Annotated in this window: 19 protein-coding genes; 18 read left to right on the plus strand and 1 reads right to left on the minus strand. The window is 43.3% G+C overall.

The features are described from left to right. The first annotated feature begins 108 nt into the window (after positions 1-108). The 10 genes from lepA to deoC all read left to right on the plus strand — a co-directional run bounded on the left by lepA (position 109) and on the right by deoC (position 12,456). On the plus strand, positions 109-1,944 hold the full coding sequence (lepA, locus tag CVD28_RS22835; RefSeq protein WP_101597007.1) for a translation elongation factor 4: 1,836 nt from the start codon (positions 109-111) through the stop codon (positions 1,942-1,944). A gap of 73 nt (positions 1,945-2,017) precedes the next feature. Continuing rightward, complete coding sequence (gene hemW, locus CVD28_RS22840; RefSeq protein WP_101597008.1) at positions 2,018-3,157, plus strand: radical SAM family heme chaperone HemW; 1,140 nt, start codon at positions 2,018-2,020, stop codon at positions 3,155-3,157. Between the two features lie 108 nt (positions 3,158-3,265). Then, a complete protein-coding gene (gene hrcA, locus CVD28_RS22845; RefSeq protein WP_101597009.1) occupies positions 3,266-4,300 on the plus strand; it encodes a heat-inducible transcriptional repressor HrcA in 1,035 nt (344 codons plus the stop codon). Between the two features lie 166 nt (positions 4,301-4,466). Beyond that, complete coding sequence (grpE, locus tag CVD28_RS22850; RefSeq protein ID WP_257985960.1) at positions 4,467-5,063, plus strand: nucleotide exchange factor GrpE; 597 nt, start codon at positions 4,467-4,469, stop codon at positions 5,061-5,063. A 33-nt stretch (positions 5,064-5,096) separates the two neighbouring features. Next, complete coding sequence (gene dnaK / locus CVD28_RS22855) at positions 5,097-6,929, plus strand: molecular chaperone DnaK (RefSeq protein ID WP_101597010.1); 1,833 nt, start codon at positions 5,097-5,099, stop codon at positions 6,927-6,929. Positions 6,930-7,205: 276 nt separating this feature from the next. Continuing rightward, positions 7,206-8,333 (plus strand): molecular chaperone DnaJ, encoded by a 1,128-nt coding sequence (gene dnaJ, locus CVD28_RS22860; protein WP_101597011.1) that lies wholly within the window; start codon positions 7,206-7,208, stop codon positions 8,331-8,333. A 15-nt stretch (positions 8,334-8,348) separates the two neighbouring features. Continuing rightward, positions 8,349-9,290: a 50S ribosomal protein L11 methyltransferase gene (gene prmA / locus CVD28_RS22865; RefSeq protein ID WP_101597012.1), complete on the plus strand. Its 942-nt coding sequence runs from the start codon at positions 8,349-8,351 to the stop codon at positions 9,288-9,290. An 82-nt stretch (positions 9,291-9,372) separates the two neighbouring features. Next, positions 9,373-10,125, plus strand: coding sequence for a 16S rRNA (uracil(1498)-N(3))-methyltransferase (locus tag CVD28_RS22870; RefSeq protein WP_101597013.1), 753 nt, complete (start codon positions 9,373-9,375; stop codon positions 10,123-10,125). 5 nt (positions 10,126-10,130) lie between these two features. Further along, positions 10,131-11,480 (plus strand): tRNA (N(6)-L-threonylcarbamoyladenosine(37)-C(2))-methylthiotransferase MtaB, encoded by a 1,350-nt coding sequence (gene mtaB / locus CVD28_RS22875; protein ID WP_101597014.1) that lies wholly within the window; start codon positions 10,131-10,133, stop codon positions 11,478-11,480. A gap of 304 nt (positions 11,481-11,784) precedes the next feature. Beyond that, complete coding sequence (gene deoC / locus CVD28_RS22880) at positions 11,785-12,456, plus strand: deoxyribose-phosphate aldolase (protein WP_101597015.1); 672 nt, start codon at positions 11,785-11,787, stop codon at positions 12,454-12,456. A gap of 42 nt (positions 12,457-12,498) precedes the next feature. On the opposite strand, the gene CVD28_RS22885 is transcribed toward deoC, so the two are convergent. Continuing rightward, positions 12,499-13,425 carry a Na/Pi symporter gene (locus tag CVD28_RS22885; protein ID WP_101597016.1) on the minus strand — a complete coding sequence of 309 codons (927 nt, stop codon included), beginning with the start codon at positions 13,423-13,425 and terminating at the stop codon, positions 12,499-12,501. A gap of 216 nt (positions 13,426-13,641) precedes the next feature. Here CVD28_RS22885 and rpsU point away from each other — a divergent pair, with 216 nt between their 5' ends. The 8 genes from rpsU (at position 13,642) to CVD28_RS22925 (ending at position 19,928) form a co-directional block, all read left to right on the plus strand. Further along, positions 13,642-13,815 (plus strand): 30S ribosomal protein S21, encoded by a 174-nt coding sequence (gene rpsU / locus CVD28_RS22890; protein WP_028391853.1) that lies wholly within the window; start codon positions 13,642-13,644, stop codon positions 13,813-13,815. A gap of 14 nt (positions 13,816-13,829) precedes the next feature. Continuing rightward, a complete protein-coding gene (locus CVD28_RS22895) occupies positions 13,830-14,276 on the plus strand; it encodes a GatB/YqeY domain-containing protein (protein ID WP_101597017.1) in 447 nt (148 codons plus the stop codon). A 251-nt stretch (positions 14,277-14,527) separates the two neighbouring features. Beyond that, positions 14,528-15,841 (plus strand): NfeD family protein, encoded by a 1,314-nt coding sequence (locus CVD28_RS22900; RefSeq protein WP_101597018.1) that lies wholly within the window; start codon positions 14,528-14,530, stop codon positions 15,839-15,841. Positions 15,842-15,860: 19 nt separating this feature from the next. Next, a complete protein-coding gene (gene floA, locus CVD28_RS22905; RefSeq protein ID WP_374702563.1) occupies positions 15,861-16,856 on the plus strand; it encodes a flotillin-like protein FloA in 996 nt (331 codons plus the stop codon). A 76-nt stretch (positions 16,857-16,932) separates the two neighbouring features. Next, positions 16,933-17,370 carry a hypothetical protein gene (locus tag CVD28_RS22910; RefSeq protein ID WP_101597019.1) on the plus strand — a complete coding sequence of 146 codons (438 nt, stop codon included), beginning with the start codon at positions 16,933-16,935 and terminating at the stop codon, positions 17,368-17,370. A gap of 97 nt (positions 17,371-17,467) precedes the next feature. Beyond that, on the plus strand, positions 17,468-17,752 hold the full coding sequence (yqfC, locus tag CVD28_RS22915) for a sporulation protein YqfC (RefSeq protein WP_101597020.1): 285 nt from the start codon (positions 17,468-17,470) through the stop codon (positions 17,750-17,752). A 22-nt stretch (positions 17,753-17,774) separates the two neighbouring features. After that, positions 17,775-18,962, plus strand: coding sequence for a sporulation protein YqfD (yqfD, locus tag CVD28_RS22920; RefSeq protein WP_101597021.1), 1,188 nt, complete (start codon positions 17,775-17,777; stop codon positions 18,960-18,962). A gap of 3 nt (positions 18,963-18,965) precedes the next feature. Next, positions 18,966-19,928: a PhoH family protein gene (locus CVD28_RS22925; protein ID WP_101597022.1), complete on the plus strand. Its 963-nt coding sequence runs from the start codon at positions 18,966-18,968 to the stop codon at positions 19,926-19,928. Positions 19,929-20,389: the final 461 nt, after the last annotated feature.

The raw sequence follows: 20,389 nt of genomic DNA on the forward strand, positions 1-20,389 counted from the left end.
CGGGGGCTTTAAAGACAGAATCGTGGAATCTGGATTTTAATTGAATCTTGGATTCTCTACTGATATAATCAAAAATAGTGTATTTGTGGACTAGTAGGAGTGAACGTTATGAATAGAGAAGAGAAACTGAACAGGCAGTCAAGAATTCGTAACTTTTCCATTATCGCTCATATTGACCATGGGAAATCTACGCTGGCGGATCGTATCCTTGAAAAAACGAACGCCCTGGCCCAGCGTGAAATGAAGAGCCAGCTCCTGGATTCCATGGATCTTGAACGCGAACGTGGTATTACGATTAAATTGAATGCTGTTCAATTGAAATATAAAGCTAAAGATGGAGAAGAGTACATTTTCCATCTGATTGATACACCGGGACATGTCGATTTCACCTATGAAGTATCAAGGAGTCTTGCGGCGTGTGAGGGTGCTATCCTTGTTGTCGATGCGGCCCAGGGAATTGAAGCACAAACACTCGCCAACGTGTATCTTGCGCTTGACAATAACCTCGAAATCCTTCCGATAATCAATAAGATTGATTTGCCTAGTGCAGATCCTGAGAGGGTCAGAAACGAAATCGAAGAAGTGATCGGACTTGATGCGTCTGAAGCTGTATTGGCTTCTGCCAAGGCAGGAATAGGTATTGAAGAGATCCTTGAACAGGTTGTCGAATTGGTGCCTCCGCCTGAGGGCGACCCTGATGCACCTTTAAAGGCGCTGATTTTTGACTCGCTTTATGATGCATACCGCGGTGTGGTTGCTTATATACGCGTAGTTGAAGGTTCAGTCAAGCCTGGGGATAAGATTAAGATGATGGCTACCGGAAAAGAATTCGAAGTAATCGAGGTTGGAGTTTTTAACCCGAAAACGGTATTATGTGATGAATTAACCGTCGGTGATGTTGGATTCCTGACAGCCGCGATTAAAAATGTCGGCGATACCCGTGTGGGTGATACGATAACAAACGCAAAAAATGGTGCTACAGAAGCTCTGCCTGGTTACCGAAAGCTTAACCCGATGGTATATTGCGGACTGTATCCAATTGATGCTTCTAAATTTAACGATCTTCGTGATGCCCTTGAGAAGCTGGAGCTTAATGATTCCGCGCTTCAGTTTGAGCCTGAAACTTCCCAGGCCCTTGGGTTTGGCTTCCGCTGCGGATTCCTTGGATTGCTTCATATGGAAATTATTCAGGAACGGATTGAACGTGAATTTAAAATCGACCTGATCACTACGGCTCCAAGTGTTATATACGATGTAATTTTAACGGATGGCTCTGCAGTAAAGGTGGACAATCCGTCGAACATGCCTGACCCGCAAAAAATTGACCGTATTGAAGAACCTTATGTTAAAGCTACCATGATGGCTCCCAATGAGTTCGTTGGAGCGATTATGGAACTTTGCCAGGAAAAGCGCGGTATCTTTATTGATATGCAGTATATGGATGAAACGCGGGTAAGCATTGTATATGAAATTCCGCTGTCCGAAATTGTATATGATTTCTTTGACCAGCTAAAATCCAATACAAAAGGATATGCTTCCTTTGATTACGAGCTGATTGGCTATAAGGAATCAAAACTTGTTAAGATGGATATCCTCCTTAACGCTGAAACGGTTGATGCTCTGAGTTTCATCGTCCACCGCGATTTCGCTTATGAACGCGGAAAGGTAATTGTTGAAAAGCTGAAGAAATTAATACCGCGCCAGCAATTTGAAGTGCCAATCCAGGCAGCGATCGGACAGAAAATCATTGCCAGATCCACGATCAGTGCAATGCGCAAAAACGTTCTTGCCAAATGCTATGGCGGAGATATCTCCCGTAAACGTAAACTTCTTGAAAAGCAAAAAGAAGGTAAAAAACGCATGAAGCAGGTTGGTTCCGTTGAAGTGCCCCAGGAAGCTTTTATGGCAGTACTTAAAATGGACGACACAACACCTAAAAAATAAATTTTCAAAGAGGTTAGAAGGATTCAAATCCCCATCTAGCCTCTTTTTCTATACGTTAAAGGACGTGAGATGCATGATTAAAAGCGCCTATATTCATATCCCGTTTTGTGAACACATTTGCCATTATTGTGATTTTAATAAGGTTTACCTGCACGGACAGCCAGTGGAGGAGTACCTTTCCATGTTAAAAAAGGAATTTCAATTATCACTGAGGGAATATCCGGTGGACAGTCTAAAAACCATTTTTGTCGGTGGCGGAACGCCCACTTCCCTGGACGAAAAGCAGCTTTCTTTTTTTGTTGACTCTATTCAGAATGAATTGCCCTATGACCGCAATGCTGTAGAGTTCACGTTTGAGGCTAATCCGGGAGACCTGTCGGAAGAAAAATTAGCCATTCTGCATCAGGCAGGTGTTAATCGGCTCAGCTTTGGCGTCCAGAGCTTTAATGAGGAACTGCTCAAAAAAATTGGCCGGACCCACAGGGTAGAAGATATTTATGCTTCGATTGAAAAAGCAAAAAAGGTAGGGTTCCAAAATATCAGTATTGATTTAATATACGGGCTTCCGGGGCAGACAATGGAAGATTTTGAGGATACTCTGGCTAAAGCACTGGAACTTGAATTGGAGCATTACTCCAGTTATTCGTTAATCGTTGAGCCAAAAACTGTTTTTTATAATTTGATGCAAAAGGGGAGGCTGTCATTGCCACCTCAGGAAATCGAAGCAAGAATGTATGAACGTGTAATGGATGAGATGGTGAAGCACGGCTATATTCAGTACGAAATCAGTAATTATGCAAAGCCTGGTTATGAAAGCAAGCATAATTTGACATATTGGAATAACGAGGAATACTTCGGATTTGGAGCGGGGGCGCACGGGTATACAGGCGGAAAGCGAAAAGCCAATTACGGACCGCTCAAAAAATACATCTCTCCTCTTCAGGAGGGCCGCTTGCCTTTAATAGAGACTCACGAAGTTTCAAAGCAAGAAAAGATGGAAGAAGAAATGTTTTTAGGATTAAGGAAAATGGAAGGTGTAAGTTCAACCAGCTTTAAAGAAAAATTCGGATCTCCGCTTTCCGACATTTTTGGACAACAGCTTATAGAACTACAGAAAAGGGGCCTGCTTGAGGAAAGGTCTGGGACATATTTGCTTACCCGTAACGGCAAGCTTCTAGGGAATGAAGTTTTCCAATCCTTTATCGCTGTTTAAAACACTCTTACTTTTGGAGTTAAACCGTTGACATCATTGGCCGCATTTGTTAATTTATTATTAGTATTAGCACTCGATAACAAAGAGTGCTAACAGGGGTGATACTACATGTTAACTGAGCGTCAATTACTAATATTGCAGGTCATTATTGATGACTTTATTAGATTTGCACAGCCGGTTGGTTCAAGAAGCCTGTCGAAAAAAGAAGAAATCACCTTTAGTTCTGCCACGATACGCAACGAAATGGCAGACTTGGAAGAGCTTGGATTTATTGAAAAAACCCATACCTCTTCCGGAAGGGTTCCCTCTGAAAAAGGATACAGGTACTATGTCGACCATTTGCTGTCTCCCCAGGCACTAAAACAGAACGACTTACAGCTTGTAAAATCCATTTTTGCTGAAAGGATTTATGAACTGGAAAAACTTGTGCAAAAGTCGGCGAAGATACTTTCTGAATTGACGAATTACACAGCCATTGCATTAGGTCCTAAAGTAAAGGACAATAAATTGCGCAAGATACAAATTGTTCCTTTAAACAAGGAAACGGCTATTGCAATTATTGTTACCGATACGGGCCACGTGCAAAATAAGATGATTCAGCTTCCGGCTTCTTTTGATGTAAACGAGCTCGAAAAAATGGCTAATATTTTGAATGAACGGCTTGCCGGTGTTCCGTTAACTGATCTAAAAGATAAAATATATAAAGAAGTCGCTACACTTTTGGGACAGCATATCCGCAATTATGATGTGATAACCGCCTCACTGGCAGAATCATTAAATAATTTTTCAAGAAATGAAAAGCTGTTTTACGGCGGTAAAACAAACATGCTAAGCCAGCCGGAATTTCATGATATTGATAAGGTTCGGTCCCTGCTCTCGGTTATCGAACATGAGCCGGATATGTACAAAATGATGAGGCAAAACCCAGCCGGTATTACTGTCAAAATAGGCAGGGAAAACAATAATTCCGCACTGGAAGATTGCAGCTTCATTACTGCCACATACTCAATCGGCTTGGAACAGGTAGGGACCATTGCCATTCTTGGACCGACCAGGATGGAGTATTCAAGAGTCATCTCACTGCTTGATATGTTTTCTCATGATTTAACAGCACTTCTCACAAGGCTGTATCAAAATAAGTAGCACTGGCAATATTGGTAGGGTGATGGAAGCATTGCTTTCCATCCTCTTTTCATGGCATTTCTCGTGTTCAAATCAATTATATATATGGCTGCACCATTGATTTCTGCCATTTGGCAGTTTATTGGTCCAGCAGAATTACCGCTTTTCTTTTAGGGAGGTGAAAATAGTGACAGAAGAACAAAAGAATGAAAGAAATGAAAGCATGCAGGCTGAAGAAACAGAGGCAAATGCAGAAACTACTTTTGCTGAAGAGGCTCCGGTAAACGGAGAAGGCGAATCCGTTGAACAATCCCAGGAAGAAACCGGGGATGCTGTCGCGAAGATTTCAGAACTGGAAGAAAAATTAGCAGAGATGGAAAATCGCTACCTGCGTTTACATGCTGACTTTGAAAACTCAAGGCGCCGTGCAAAATTGGATTTGGAAGCGGCACAAAAATATAGAGCTCAGGGCCTCGCCGGCGATCTGCTGCAGGCACTCGATAACTTTGAAAGAGCTACAAAGATAGAGGCTGAGAACGAGCAAACGAAAACCTTGCTGCAAGGCATGGACATGGTTTATAAAAGTATTTTAGAAGCGCTGAAAAAGGAAGGCGTGGAACCGATCGAAGCGGTTGGGAAAGAATTTGATCCGCATTTGCATCAGGCAGTTATGCAGGTTGAGGATCAGAACTTCGCTTCCAATTCGGTAGTGGAAGAATTCCAAAAAGGTTATATGCTGAAAGACAGAGTCCTTCGCCCGGCGATGGTAAAAGTGAATCAGTGAGCACCTACATATAATTAGGAGGGAAATCATACAATGAGCAAGATTATTGGTATCGACTTGGGAACAACAAACTCTTGTGTATCTATTCTTGAAGGCGGGGAGCCAAAGGTTATTCCAAACCCGGAAGGCAACCGTACAACTCCTTCTGTTGTAGCTTTTAAAAATGGCGAACGCCAGGTTGGGGAAGTAGCGAAGCGCCAGGCAATCACAAATCCTAATACTATTATTTCTATCAAGCGCCATATGGGTACTGGCCATAAGGTAGAAGTTGAAGGAAAAGAATATTCACCTCAGGAAGTTTCAGCCATTATCCTTCAGCACTTAAAATCATATGCTGAAGAATATCTTGGCGAAAAAGTTACAAAAGCGGTAATTACAGTACCTGCCTACTTTAATGATGCTGAGCGCCAGGCAACAAAGGATGCAGGACAAATTGCAGGTTTGGAAGTTGAACGTATCATCAACGAACCGACAGCTGCAGCTCTTGCTTACGGTCTTGACAAAACAGAAGAAGACCAGACGATCCTTGTATTTGACCTTGGAGGCGGTACTTTTGACGTATCAATCATGGAACTTGGAGACGGTGTTTTTGAAGTAAAAGCTACAGCCGGTGACAACAGATTGGGCGGGGACGACTTTGACCAAGTAATTATTGACTATCTTGTAGCAGAATTCAAAAAAGAAAATGGCATTGATCTTGGAAAAGATAAAATGGCGCTTCAGCGTTTGAAGGATGCAGCGGAAAAGGCGAAGAAAGACCTTTCAGGTGTAACTTCTACACAAATTTCTTTACCGTTCATCACAGCTGGGGAAGCTGGTCCGCTTCACCTTGATGTAACATTAACGCGTGCTAAATTTGATGAGATTTCTGCCGGCCTTGTTGAACGCACAATGGGTCCTACTCGCCAGGCTCTTAAAGATGCAGGACTATCTCCTTCAGAGATTGATAAAGTAATCTTAGTCGGCGGATCAACTCGTATTCCGGCTGTTCAGGAAGCGATTCGCAAGGAAATTGGCCAGGAGCCTCATAAAGGTGTTAACCCTGATGAAGTAGTTGCAATGGGTGCAGCAATTCAGGGCGGAGTTTTAACAGGAGACGTTAAAGATGTTGTTCTTTTGGATGTAACTCCACTATCTTTAGGTATTGAAACTATGGGCGGCGTATTCACAAAGCTGATTGACCGGAATACTACAATCCCAACAAGCAAATCTCAAGTATTTTCAACAGCTGCTGACAGCCAGACAGCGGTGGATATCCATGTTCTTCAAGGGGAACGCCCAATGGCTGCGGACAATAAAACACTTGGCCGCTTCCAGTTGTCAGACATTCCGCCAGCACCGCGCGGAATTCCGCAAATTGAGGTTTCCTTCGATATCGATAAAAACGGTATTGTAAGTGTTCGTGCAAAAGATCTTGGCACAAACAAAGAACAGGCAATCACGATCAAATCTTCTTCAGGCCTTTCAGATGAAGAAGTAGAACGCATGGTACGTGAAGCAGAAGAAAACGCTGAAGCTGACAAACAGCGCAAAGAAGAAGTAGAACTGCGCAATGAAGCTGATCAGCTTGTATTCTCTACTGAAAAAACGCTTAAAGATCTTGAAGGCAAAGTGGATGAAGCAGAAGTTGCCAAAGCTAATGAGGCAAAAGATGCTTTAAAGGCTGCCATCGAGAAAAACGATCTTGCTGAGATCCGCGAAAAGAAAGATGCCCTTCAGGAAATCGTGACTAACCTGACAATGAAGCTTTACGAAGAAGCTCAAAAAGCTCAGCAGGCAGCACAGGGCGGGGCAGAAGGTTCTGCAGAAAAGAAAGACGATAACGTAGTTGATGCAGAATTTACAGAAGTAAATGACGACAAATAAATAGTAAGCATGCAGATGACCCGGAATCACTATGCTTTCCGCGTATCTAAAAAGGAGTCAAAGCCAGGGTTTCTTGGCTTTGGCTTTTTTTAAGGGATTGGAAATTAGTATCTGGAAGTTTCCTGCATTTTATGGTTTTATGCTTATAAATTAAGCTGAAAATGAAGTGCCCTTTCCGAGCATGATGCAGGCTTGGAAAAGCTTTTCTTATTGCACTTCGACTTGTAAAAGTGATAAAATTGTCTTTATGTGAAACGGATCGGGAGTGAAGAAACCATGAGTAAACGCGATTATTATGAAGTGCTTGGAGTTGCTAAAACTGCCTCAAAGGATGAAGTCAAGAAGGCATATCGAAAGCTCTCGAAGCAGTACCACCCTGATATCAACAAAGCACCGGATGCAGCAGATAAATTTAAGGAAATTAAAGAAGCTTATGAAGTGCTAAGTGATGATCAGAAGAAAGCGCACTATGACCAGTTTGGACATACAGATCCTAACCAGGGCTTCGGCGGCGGAGGAGACTTCGGCGGCTTTGGCGGCTTTGAAGATATTTTCAGCACCTTCTTCGGAGGAGGTGGAGGCGGCAGAAGGAGAGATCCGAATGCACCTCGCCAGGGAGCAGATCTTCAATATACAATGACCTTGAAATTTGAGGAAGCAGTTTTTGGGAAAGAAACAGAAATTGAAATACCCCGTGAAGAAAATTGTGACACCTGTGATGGATCAGGGGCCAAGCCAGGAACAAAGTCTGAAACATGTTCTCACTGTCATGGTTCAGGCCAGCTGAATGTAGAGCAAAACACTCCGTTTGGAAGAATTGTCAACAGACGTGTTTGTCACCATTGTAATGGAACAGGAAAATACATTCCTAACAAATGCTCCACTTGCGGAGGGACTGGCAAGGTTAAGAAACGCCGGAAAATCTCTGTTAAAATACCAGCCGGTATCGATGATGGACAGCAGCTTCGGGTATCAGGCCAGGGTGAACCAGGAATAAACGGCGGCCCTTCAGGTGATTTATATGTTGTATTCCGGGTACGCGATCATGAATTTTTCGAGCGTGAAGGAGACGATATTTATTGTGAGATGCCGGTTACTTTTGCACAGGCAGCACTTGGAGATGAAATTGAAGTGCCTACCCTGCATGGCAAAGTAAAGCTTAAGGTTCCAGCAGGTACACAAACAGGGACCCGGTTCCGCCTGAAAGGAAAGGGCGTTTCGAACGTTCGCGGTTATGGTCAGGGAGATCAGCATATTGTGATTCTGGTTGTAACTCCAACGAATATTTCAGATAAACAAAAGCAGCTTCTTAGGGAATTTGCCGACATTAGCGGTCAGGCTGCGCCAAATGAGCAGGAAGAAAGCTTTTTCTCTAAAGTAAAACGAGCTTTTAAAGGTGACTAAAAGGAGCTGTCAGCGATGAAATGGTCTGAAATTGCCATCCATACAACAAACGAGGCGGTTGAACCGGTATCAAACATCCTGCATGAGGCAGGGGCCAGCGGGGTTGTTATCGAAGATCCAAGCGATTTGATTAAAGAGCGGGAAAATGTCTTTGGTGAAATCTATAATCTTAACCCGGCTGATTATCCTGACGAAGGTGTTATCATTAAGGCCTATTTGCCAGTCAATAGCTTCCTTGGCGAAACAGTTGAAGGAATTAAGGAAGCTATCAACACTTTGCTTATATATGATATTGACCTTGGCCGGAATGCAGTTTCCATTAGTGAAGTGCATGAGGAAGAATGGGCTACAGCCTGGAAAAAATACTACAATCCTGTAAAAATTTCCGAAAGATTTACAATCGTTCCTACCTGGGAGAATTACGAGCCTGTAAGCAGCGATGAACTGATTATCGAGCTTGATCCCGGCATGGCTTTCGGAACCGGTACGCATCCAACTACAGTTATGTGCATCCAGGCCCTGGAAAGGACCGTCAAGCCCGGGGATTCAGTTGTGGATATCGGGACTGGTTCAGGTGTCCTGAGTATCGCTGCTGCCCTTTTAGAGGCCGAAAAAGTCCATGCACTTGATCTTGATGAGGTGGCTGTTGCATCCGCAAAACTGAATGTGAAGCTGAATAAAGTTCAGCATTTGGTCTTAGTTACTCAAAACAATCTTCTGGATGGCATAGATGACACCGTTGATGTAGCAGTAGCCAATATCCTTGCAGAAGTAATCATCCGTTTTACAGATGATGTTGCCAAAGCAGTTAAGCCAGGCGGTTATTTCATTGCCTCCGGAATCATCCAGCAAAAGAAACAGGATGTGAAGGAAGCCATTGAAGCATCCGGATTCACTATTGAAGAAACGGTGTTAATGGAAGACTGGGTAGCAATCATTGCAAAAAGAAACCTATAGTATTTTAGGCGCCGATGAGTTCCACAAAGTTTAGCTAAGTGGCCGGCGCCATTTTTAAAAAAATGAGTAAGCAGGTGTAAATGTGCAGCGTTACTTTTTATCAGATGATGGTTTAAATGGAGCAGAGGTTAAGGTATCTGGTGAGGACTTTCATCATATTGTCCGTGTTATGCGCATGAGTGAAGGGGATCGGATCATCTGTGTTGCCAGGGATGGAAGGACGGCGCTTACCGAAATCACAGAAGTTTCCAATGAAATGATAAGGGGAACCGTTATAGAATGGTATTTTGAAGAGAAGGAACTGCCTGTTAAAGTGGCCATCGCGAGCGGTCTGCCTAAAGGGGATAAATTGGAGTATATAATTCAAAAAGGGACAGAGCTTGGCGCCCATGAGTTTATCCCTTTTATTGCGGCTCGTTCAGTAGTAAAGTGGGACAGCAAAAAGTCTGTAAAAAAGACGGAGCGTCTCCAGAAGATTGCCAAAGAGGCGGCAGAACAGTCGCATCGCAATACCCTTCCTTCCGTCAATGAACCTATGTCACTGAAAGAATTAATTGCTGCTTCGGCTGCTTATGATTATAAACTTGCTGCTTTTGAAGAATCGGCAAAACAGGGGGAATCATCCGTTCTTGCTGCAGTTCTAAAAAATGCCGAGCCTGGGCAGTCAATCTTATTTGTTTTCGGACCAGAAGGCGGGCTTGCTTCTGGGGAAGTGGATCAGCTAATCCAAGCTGGATTCTCTCCTTGCGGGCTAGGCCCGAGAATACTACGGACTGAAACAGCTCCGCTTTATGCGCTTGCAGCTGTTTCCTACCAATTAGAATTAACGAGGTGATGACAATGGCAACTGTAGCTTTTCATACGTTAGGCTGTAAAGTAAATCATTACGAAACAGAAGCCATTTGGCAGCTTTTCAAAGCAGATGGCTACGAGCGTGCTGATTTCGAATCAACTGCAGATGTTTATGTAATAAATACATGTACTGTTACAAATACCGGGGATAAGAAAAGCCGCCAGGTAATCCGTCGTGCCGTCCGCAAAAATCCGGATGCCGTCATTGCGGTTACTGGATGCTACGCTCAAACTTCCCCAGCAGAGATTATGGCTATTCCTGGAGTTGACATCGTTGTCGGCACACAGGACCGTACGAAGATGCTGGGTTATATTGAACAATTTAAACAAGAGCGTCAGCCAATCAATGGCGTTGGAAATATTATGAAAACCCGTGTCTATGAAGAGCTTGATGTTCCTGCCTTCACGGATCGGACCCGGGCTTCTCTGAAAATTCAGGAAGGCTGCAATAATTTCTGCACATTCTGTATCATTCCATGGGCACGCGGCCTTATGCGTTCACGGGACCCTCAAGAGGTTATCCGCCAGGCACAGCAGCTTGTTGAGGCTGGCTATAAGGAGATCGTTTTGACAGGTATCCACACTGGAGGATACGGAGAGGATATGAAGGATTACAATCTTGCTATGCTTTTGCGTGAACTTGATGAAAAGGTAGCAGGCCTAAAGAGAATCCGGATTTCTTCCATTGAAGCGAGCCAGATTACTGACGAAGTTATCCAGGTGCTAAATGATTCAGACAAGATTGTAAGGCATCTTCACATTCCGCTTCAATCAGGCTCCAATACGGTCCTTAAGCGGATGAGACGGAAATATACTATGGAGTTCTTTGCAGAACGCCTGCAAAAGTTAAAACAAGCATTGCCAGGACTGGCTGTAACATCCGACGTAATCGTAGGGTTCCCGGGCGAGACGGAAGAAGAGTTCATGGAAACTTATAATTTTATTAAAGAGCACCAATTTTCAGAGCTTCATGTTTTTCCATATTCTAAACGTACAGGCACACCTGCTGCCAGAATGGAAGACCAGATTGATGAGGAAGTCAAAAATGACCGTGTCCATCGCCTGATCAGCCTATCTGACCAGCTTGCTAAGGAATACGCATCACGTTTCGAAAATGAAATCCTCGAAGTTATTCCAGAAGAACGCTTTAATGGGGATGAAGAAAGCAATCTTTATGTCGGATATACTGACAACTATTTAAAAGTTGTTTTCCCATCATCCGAAGAGAGGATCGGAAAGATTGTCAAAGTAAAAATTACTAAAGCTGGCTACCCTTACAACGAAGGCCAATTCGTACGCGTTGTCGAAGATGCCCCGTTAGAGGTACAAGCAATTTAATAACAAGCAATCTGCCTTTTTGGCAGATTGCTTTTTTGAATTGTGGATGGATAGTGATAAAAAAAGAAGAAACAGTTTTTCATGGAATTGTGCACCGCTTCAGGGAAAAAATTTTTACGGAAATACGGTAATTCACACGGTATTATATTTTTAATATATATTAAACCTATACTAAATGAGATACTAACCATTGTATCTGAAAGGCTTTTTTATGTTTTGTAGAGAAGTGCTCGTAAATTGTTGAGGGATTATGCTAATATACAGTTGTACGGACAACTTCAAATTGTACGAAGGAGATGTAATGATGGTACAAAATGTAGCAGGGATTATTGATCATACATTATTAAAGGCTGAGGCAACAAGCGACCAGATCAGAACTCTATGTGAGGAAGCTAAGGAATATCATTTTGCATCTGTTTGTGTCAACCCAACTTGGGTTAAATTGGCCGCTGAGCTATTACATGGTACTGATGTAAAGGTTTGTACAGTTATCGGATTCCCGTTAGGAGCCAATACACCTGAAACAAAAGCATTTGAGACAGCCAACGCAATTGAAAATGGAGCACAGGAAGTCGATATGGTCATCAATATCGGTGCTTTAAAAGAAAAAAATGATGAGCTTGTTGAAAGAGATATTCGTGCTGTAGTGGATGCTGCCAAGGGCAAGGCGCTCACAAAAGTTATTATTGAAACTTCCTTATTAACGGATGAAGAAAAAGAAAGGGCTTCCCAGCTTTCCGTAAAAGCGGGTACTGACTTTGTCAAAACTTCCACAGGTTTCTCAACAGGCGGCGCCACAGTTGAGGATGTTAAGTTAATGCGAAAGACTGTTGGCCCGGATATTGGAGTTAAAGCGTCAGGAGGAGTCCGTAACACGGAGGATGCCAGAAAAATTATAGAAGCCGGAGCAACACGGATTGGCGCCAGTGCCGGGGTAGCAATCATCAAAGGCCTTACTGCAGATTCTGATTACTGATTAACTGTGAAAACCCTGACAAGTGCAGGGTTTTTGCTTGTTTCATTTCTTCCCTCGGTGGACATACAAAATAAAACGGGCAAAGGCACCTGCAAACGGCAACGCTGCGAGTGAGGTCACTGCGTTAAACATAACGCTGGAATGTGCCAGCTGTACGTCAGGCTGCCCGGCAAGCATTGCGGCTATCCGGGCAAGATCATCGATAAAAGGGTAAAATAGCGCTACTCCTGCAATATTGAGCCAAATATGGGCATAGGCAGTGAAACGGGCTTCATCTCCAGATCCAATACTTGCGAGATAGCCAGTGATGCATGTCCCGATATTTGCCCCAAGCATAACTGCAATGGCAGCTGGAATAGTAAGCTCGCCACTTGCAAGAAAGCTCATCGCTATCCCTATCATCGCGCTGCTCGAGTGGATGATAGCTGTTATAATTAAACCTGTGAGCAGGGCGATTAGCATGTGGCTGTCCATTTTTCCAAGAAGCGTCTGTACGGCCGGGTATTCAGCAAGGGGTACAGCAAGTGATTTAAACCCGCCCATTGCAGCAAATATGGCGAACAACCCAATCAAGGAGAAGCCGATGCTCTTGTAAACTGCTTTAGGCATAAAGCAAAGCAGAGAGCCAAGGATCACGCCGGGAATGATATATTTTTCTACTGAAAAAGTCATGAATACCGCCGTAAAAGTTGTCCCGATATTAGAGCCCAGGATGACCCCGATTGTTTGCGGAAAAGTTATGACCCTTGCTGAAACCAGCCCGATAGTCATCACCATCACCGCGGAGCTGCTCTGCAGTAATCCTGTTATACCTATGCCGGCAATAAATCCCTTCCACGGTGAACCGATTACCTTTGCTAGTGCAGTTTTTAGCTTCTTGCCGGATAAATTGAATAATCCGATCCTGAGAAGAGACATTCCGCCCATGAATACCGCCAGAAACAATGAAAATAATAACAGTTCATACATATGCTTCACCTCTGTTCCATTCTATGGACAGGGTATGAAATACATGCTTTTTCATTAAAATTCCTTCAGCAGCTCCATAAAAATTTCCAGGATGGTTGTATGACAAATTACGATAGATAGTTGACCTTAAATAGTGCTTATATTATAATGGCTTAGTACATGTAAAATCATGTTGCACTAAGAGTTAGTGTGTTGTTTTCGGAGGGAGGGAAAGAGATGTCTAAAACCGTCGTTCGTAAAAACGAATCGCTTGAAGATGCTCTTCGTCGTTTCAAACGTACTGTATCTAAAGCAGGATCGCTTCAGGAAGCTAGGAAGCGTGAATTTTATGAAAAGCCAAGCGTAAAACGTAAGAAAAAGTCTGAAGCTGCTAGAAAACGTAAATTCTAAGAGTAGGTGGAAGTATGAGTCTTCTCGAGCGTTTAAATAATGATATGAAACAAGCGATGAGGAACAAGGAAAAGGACAAACTCTCTGTAATTCGTATGCTGAAAGCATCACTTCAAAACGAAGGGATTAAGCTTGGAAAGCAGGAGTTATCAGAAGAGGAAGAACTGACTATCCTTTCTCGCGAATTAAAACAACGCAAAGACTCCCTCCAAGAGTTTGAAAACGCAGGCCGTTCTGACCTCGTTGACAAAATCAGAACCGAAATCACTTACGTTGAGGCTTATATGCCAGAGCAACTTTCTGAGGAAGATCTTTCTTTAATTGTGAAACAAACGATTGATGATATAAATGCATCATCGAAAGCTGATATGGGAAGAGTTATGGCAGCTTTAATGCCCAAAGTTAGAGGCAAAGCTGACGGCTCTCTTGTTAACAAATTAGTACAACAACATTTATCTTAAACTCGCATCAAACCGCAGGCCTTGTGCCTGCGGTTTTTTGATGCATAAAAATCTATCTTGGACTTGATACCTCAAGAGAATAAGCGGAAATCAGCGCTACATATCCTCCCTAAGGGCCAGTTTCATTAACTGAACAGATTAGCATGGTTTTTTAATCTGGCCTGCTATCTCAAATAAAACATGAAACTTTTTTCATTTACATACGTATGTAACAGGTAAGCAATGATAGAAAAAAGGAAGGGAGGCGGAGTATGCGCAAATGTATTTTGTTCCTTTTCCTTGGCTTGGGGCTTATATCCTTTTTGCCGCAAATTTCGGCTAAGCAGCAGATGGTTTATGTCGTGCCTATTGAAGATACCGTCGAAAAAGGGTTAAATGCTTTTCTTTCACGGGCGATTAATACGGCAGAAGACGAAGGAGCCGACATGATTATTTTTGATGTGAATACACCGGGAGGCGCGGTGGAGGCAGCGGGCAAAATTGCAAAGTCCATATCAGGAACAAAGCTTCACACCGTTGCTTTTGTAAACAATCAGGCACTGTCTGCGGGAGCCTATATTTCTTTAAGCGCTGATGAAATATATATGGTGCCCGGTGCAACAATGGGTGCAGCAGCGGTGATTGATTCTTCCGGAAATGCGGCTGATAAAAAAGCACAGTCCTATTGGCTCGCTGCTATGAAAACGGCTGCTGAACAAAATGGGCGAGACCCAATTTATGCCCAGGCAATGGCAGATGAAGACATAGACCTTCCGGAATATGGAGCGGAAAAAGGAAGACTGCTGACGTTTACTGCCGAACTGGCGGAGAAAGCGGGCTACAGTGAAGGGACAGTGGCCGGCCGTTCAGAACTGTACAGCAAGCTGGGAATTGAGAACGCCGATATCCGGCAGCTTGACGAAAGCTTTGCTGAAAAGTTAGCACGTTTAATTACCCATCCTTTGGTTGTCCCGATCTTACTGACGCTGGCCAGCATTGGGCTAGTGATGGAGCTGTATACACCAGGTTTTGGTCTGCCAGGCTTTACCGGGCTGCTATCCCTGCTTCTATTCTTTTATGGACACATGGTGGCCGGCCTTGCAGGCTACGAGTCGCTGCTATTATTTGTAGCTGGAGTTATTCTAATCGTCCTGGAGGTTTTTGTTCCCGGCGGTCTTGTTGGTGTTTTGGGATTAGCTGGTGTAGTCGGGAGTCTTTTTTTGGCTTCGGACAATGTTTCACATATGGCTGCTTCACTGCTGATTGCTTGTGCTGCCGCCATCATTCTTTCGATTATATTAGTAAAGGTGTTTGGGAGAAAAATGAAATTTTTTAAAAAAATTATTCTTACTGACTCAACCAGCACGGAAAACGGATATATCTCAAACCGCAGCCGTGTGGAGCTAATTGGAAAGATAGGGCTGGCAGCTACCGATTTAAGGCCGTCCGGAACCGTTATCATTGAAGACGAAAGGATTGATGTCGTCACAGAAGGCAGCTTTATAACAAAGGGTACGGCCGTAAAAGTTATAATAACAGAAGGTTCAAGGATTGTCGTAAGGGAAGCAGGGCAATTAAAAGACTAATAGAAAACGGGTGAAATATATGGAATTGACTTCTGGAACAATATTGCTTTTATTGGTAATTGCAGCGGCGATTATCGTTCTCGCCATATTGCTGACGTTTGTACCGGTGATGCTCTGGATTTCTGCTTTGGCAGCAGGTGTACGGGTCAGCATTTTTACACTTATCGGGATGAGGCTCCGCCGGGTTATTCCAAATCGGGTCATTAATCCGCTTATCAAAGCCCATAAAGCGGGGCTTGGAGTTACGACCAATCAGCTAGAAAGCCATTATCTTGCGGGAGGTAACGTCGACAGGGTAGTAAATGCACTGATCGCTGCGCAAAGAGCTAATATCGATTTACCCTTTGAAAGAGGTGCAGCTATTGATCTTGCGGGACGTGATGTACTTGAGGCCGTGCAGATGAGCGTTAATCCAAAAGTTATTGAAACACCGTTTATTTCCGGTGTGGCTATGGATGGTATCGAGGTTAAGGCCAAGGCAAGAATAACAGTCCGGGCAAACATCGACCGCTTAGTCGGCGGTGCGGGTGAGGAAACAATTGTCGCTCGTGTCGGGGAAGGCATCGTATCAACAATCGGTTCAGCTGAAAATCATAAAAAAGTACTCGAAAATCCTGATATGATTTCCAGAACGGTCCTTACGAAGGGACTTGATTCAGGAACAGCTTTTGAAATTCTCTCGATCGATATAGCTGATGTAGATATCGGCAAAAATATCGGTGCACATCTGCAAACGGAACAGGCTGAGGCTGATAAAAAAATAGCGCAGGCAAAAGCGGAAGAGCGACGCGCCATGGCTGTAGCCCAGGAACAGGAAATGAAGGCACGTGTCGTCGAAATGAAGGCCAAGGTAGTAGAAGCGGAAGCGGAAGTGCCGCTTGCCATGTCTGAAGCCTTAAAGTCAGGCAATATTGGTGTATACGACTATATGAATATACAAAACATTTCGGCGGATACTGATATGCGTGATTCTATCGGTAAATTGTCAAAGGATCCGAAAGACGGAGATAAATAACCGGGGAAAATAAGGGCGTATTAAGTCATCATAAACTAGCTCTTCCGAAATGACGCAGAAGAGAGGAGGCCAGCAAATGGACACGATAATTGACTTTCTATTAAGCAATATTTTTGTGCTGCTCATTATTGCAGGCTTTATATCCTCAATTATTAAAAGGGCTAAAAAGGCTGTGAATGATCAGAATCGAAAGCCGGTTCGATTGCCCAAGGAAAGCAGTAAACCGCTGCCGGAACCGAAAGGCATGGCATCTTCAAAGCCTGAACCAGTGAACGCAGCATTAAATTATACAGCCATAAAAACTGAATTTCCAGCAGAAACAAAAGGTGAAACTTTAGAAGAATGGATTGCCGGCGCGTCCCTTCCACCCGAAAATACGCACCCTGAAGAAGAAAGCAGCTCTTTTCAAGGCAGCACCATTAATTTGGATAATAAAAGTATAATTGAGGGCATCATCCTCGCAGAAGTATTAGGGCCGCCCCGGGCTAAGAGGCCTGTTTTTGTAAGGAGATAATTGTATTTCTGCCAAGAATTAAATACCGTCAGGCAAGGAAAATGGTCTAGAACCCCCTTTCATTTCATACATTTGAGATGAAAGGGGGTTCTTTTTTATGGCGCGTAAATGGGGGCAGAAATTTAAACAGCTTATGGTGAAAACAATGGACCTTCCACAGGATGTCATGATGGACCTGCCGAGAATCACCATAATTGGACAGCTTCATATTTACATTGAAAATCACCGCGGACTGCTTGCATTTGCGGATAATGAAGTCAGGCTGATGCTGAAAAAGGGCCAGCTATTAATAAAGGGTGAGTCTTTTGTAATTAAAACGATACTTCCGGAGGAAATCATGCTGGAAGGAAAGATCGATAAAGTATTTTTTCTCGATGGATAAGTGTGAAGGAGGAGAACCGCCCGTGAAAAATCAATGGACAAACTTTTATACAGGGTTTGTTAAAGTCAAAGCAATGGGTATAGGAGGAGAACGGCTAATCAACGGGCTCCTCAAGCAAAAAATTTCTGTATGGGATGTAAAGCGCAGCGGTACGGATACCGTTTCATTTTGCATAGAACTGAAAGATATATCCAAACTGAGAGCGGTTGTCAGAAACAGCGACTGCAAGGTTTCCTTCATAGAAGGAAGGGGTATTCCATTTATAACAAAAAGGGCCTCGAAATACAGCGGCTTTTTAATAGGCCTGCTCTCCTTTTATATGCTCATCTTCATGCTTTCCAATATGGTTTGGGGTATTGAAATTAAGGGAGCAAATCCTGAGACGGAGCATGCAATCCGCAAAGAATTGGACAAGATTGGGGTTGAAGTCGGCAAGGTACAATTCTTGATCGATGATGTAGAAACAATCCAAAGAAAACTCTCAGATAATATAAAGGCTGTTACATGGATTGGAGTGGAGTTAAAAGGGACAACCTTCCATTTTCAGGTGGTAGAAAAAGAACAGCCAGAAGAGGCAGAGAAATTATCCCCGCGCAATCTGGTGGCCAGGAAAAAAGCCGTTATAGTAGGCATGTTTGTGGAAAAGGGACAAAAGCAGGTAGAAATAAGTGATTACGTCCATAAAGGCCAATTGCTAGTATCTGGAATCATTGGAAACGAAACAAATCAGCGTTTAGTAGCGGCCAAGGGCAAAGTCATGGGAGAGACATGGTATAAATCTACAGCCGAAGTTCCGTTAAAAACAAAATTTTCGGTGTTTAATGGGGACGAAACGGTGAAACATTATATAAATATAAGCGGTTTTTCCTTACCGGTCTGGGGTTTTAAGAATCCGCGATATAAACAGTATGAAGTTGACAGTACAACCAAGCCCTTTAGGTTTTGGAAATGGGAGCTGCCGATATCTTACCAGTCGGAAACATACCGCAGCAAAGAGGAAATTACCCGTGTATATACGAAAGCACAAGCCATGGCTGAGGCAAAAAAAATGGCCAAAAAGGATTTGGAAAAAAAGCTGCCTGAAGGTGCCGAGATTATCGGGGAAAAAATTTTGCATGCTGGAATGGACAATGGTAAAGTAAAACTATCGATTCATTACCAGGTTTTAGAAGATATCGCTGTCGGTATACCAATCATTCAAGGAGACTAACGGATGCCAGAAGATGCAAAAGTCGTAAAACTACAATTAGAATCGCCTAATGAAGCTATGGCATTATTAGGCATATCAGACTCAAACTTAAAAGTTCTGGAAGAAGAGCTTAATGTAAATGTTATTACCCGTGGTGAGGCGATAACCGTTTCCGGGGAAGAAGAAAATGCTGAAAAAGCGGAAAATATTATCAAGGCACTGCTTTCCGTAATTCGCAAAGGCATTAATATCAGCTCCCGCGATGTTATTTATGCAGCTGAACTTGCTAAAAAAGGGACACTTGAATATTTCCGCGATTTATATGACGAGGAAATTGCCAGGACGGCCAAGGGAAAAGTGATCCGGGTTAAGACCTTGGGCCAGAGGCATTATATTTCAGCTATGAAAAAGGCAGATTTAGTTTTTGGGATCGGGCCTGCCGGTACAGGAAAAACGTATCTGGCAGTAGTAATGGCCATCAATGCGTTAAAGAACGGCCAGGTGAAAAAAATCATTCTTACAAGGCCGGCGGTGGAAGCTGGCGAGAGCCTCGGATTCCTTCCGGGAGATCTGAAGGAAAAGGTTGATCCTTATTTAAGGCCATTGTATGATGCTCTTCATGACCTGCTGGGAACAGAACAAACCGAGAGAATGATTGAGCGGGGAACTATTGAGATCGCTCCGCTTGCTTACATGAGAGGCCGGACCCTTGATGATGCGTATGTCATCCTCGATGAAGCCCAAAACACAACTCAGGCTCAAATGAAAATGTTCCTGACACGGCTGGGCTTTGGATCGCGTATGGTCATCACGGGGGACCGCTCTCAGATTGACCTGCCTAAAGGGGTTAAATCCGGGCTGCTTACAGCAGAAGACTTACTAAAAAATGTTTCAGGCATGGCTTTCATTTATCTTGAACAAAGCGATGTAGTCCGGCATCCCCTTGTTGCGAAGATCATTGATGCATATGAAAAGGCTAATCAATAAGACTGAATAAAAAATCCTTGCTTTCAACACCGGCAAGGATTTTTTTAATAGCTGTCCGGCTATCCGCAGTAAATGAATGAGGACAAAGCTTTAATCCCAGGAACACAGGAACTTAGATTGATCATTAATTGCCTCCTGCCGTTTTCGCTTTTTTGGTTCCCTGTTTAACAAGGTAGGTGAAAGTTGTCTTAAAAACTGTTATCATTTTACATAGTGATACTTACATAGCAGGAAATTGCGGTAATAGCATGAAATTTTCCGGACAAGCAGAATTAAAGGCAATACACTTTTTAAAAAATGGGTTCTTTATAATTAGATTATTGTGCTGGTGTCGGCGTTTGACACAGGACGGAAGGCTGTAATGGTTTTTGATTACAGCCCTGCCAGGCCTTTTGTCAACGTTCCATTGTCAGGGTGCTTGAGCCTTTAACCGTTCTTTATTCATCAGGGTGCTTGCGCTT

It is taken from the genome of Bacillus sp. M6-12 (assembly GCF_002860285.1).
Taxonomy (GTDB): domain Bacteria; phylum Bacillota; class Bacilli; order Bacillales; family DSM-1321; genus Peribacillus.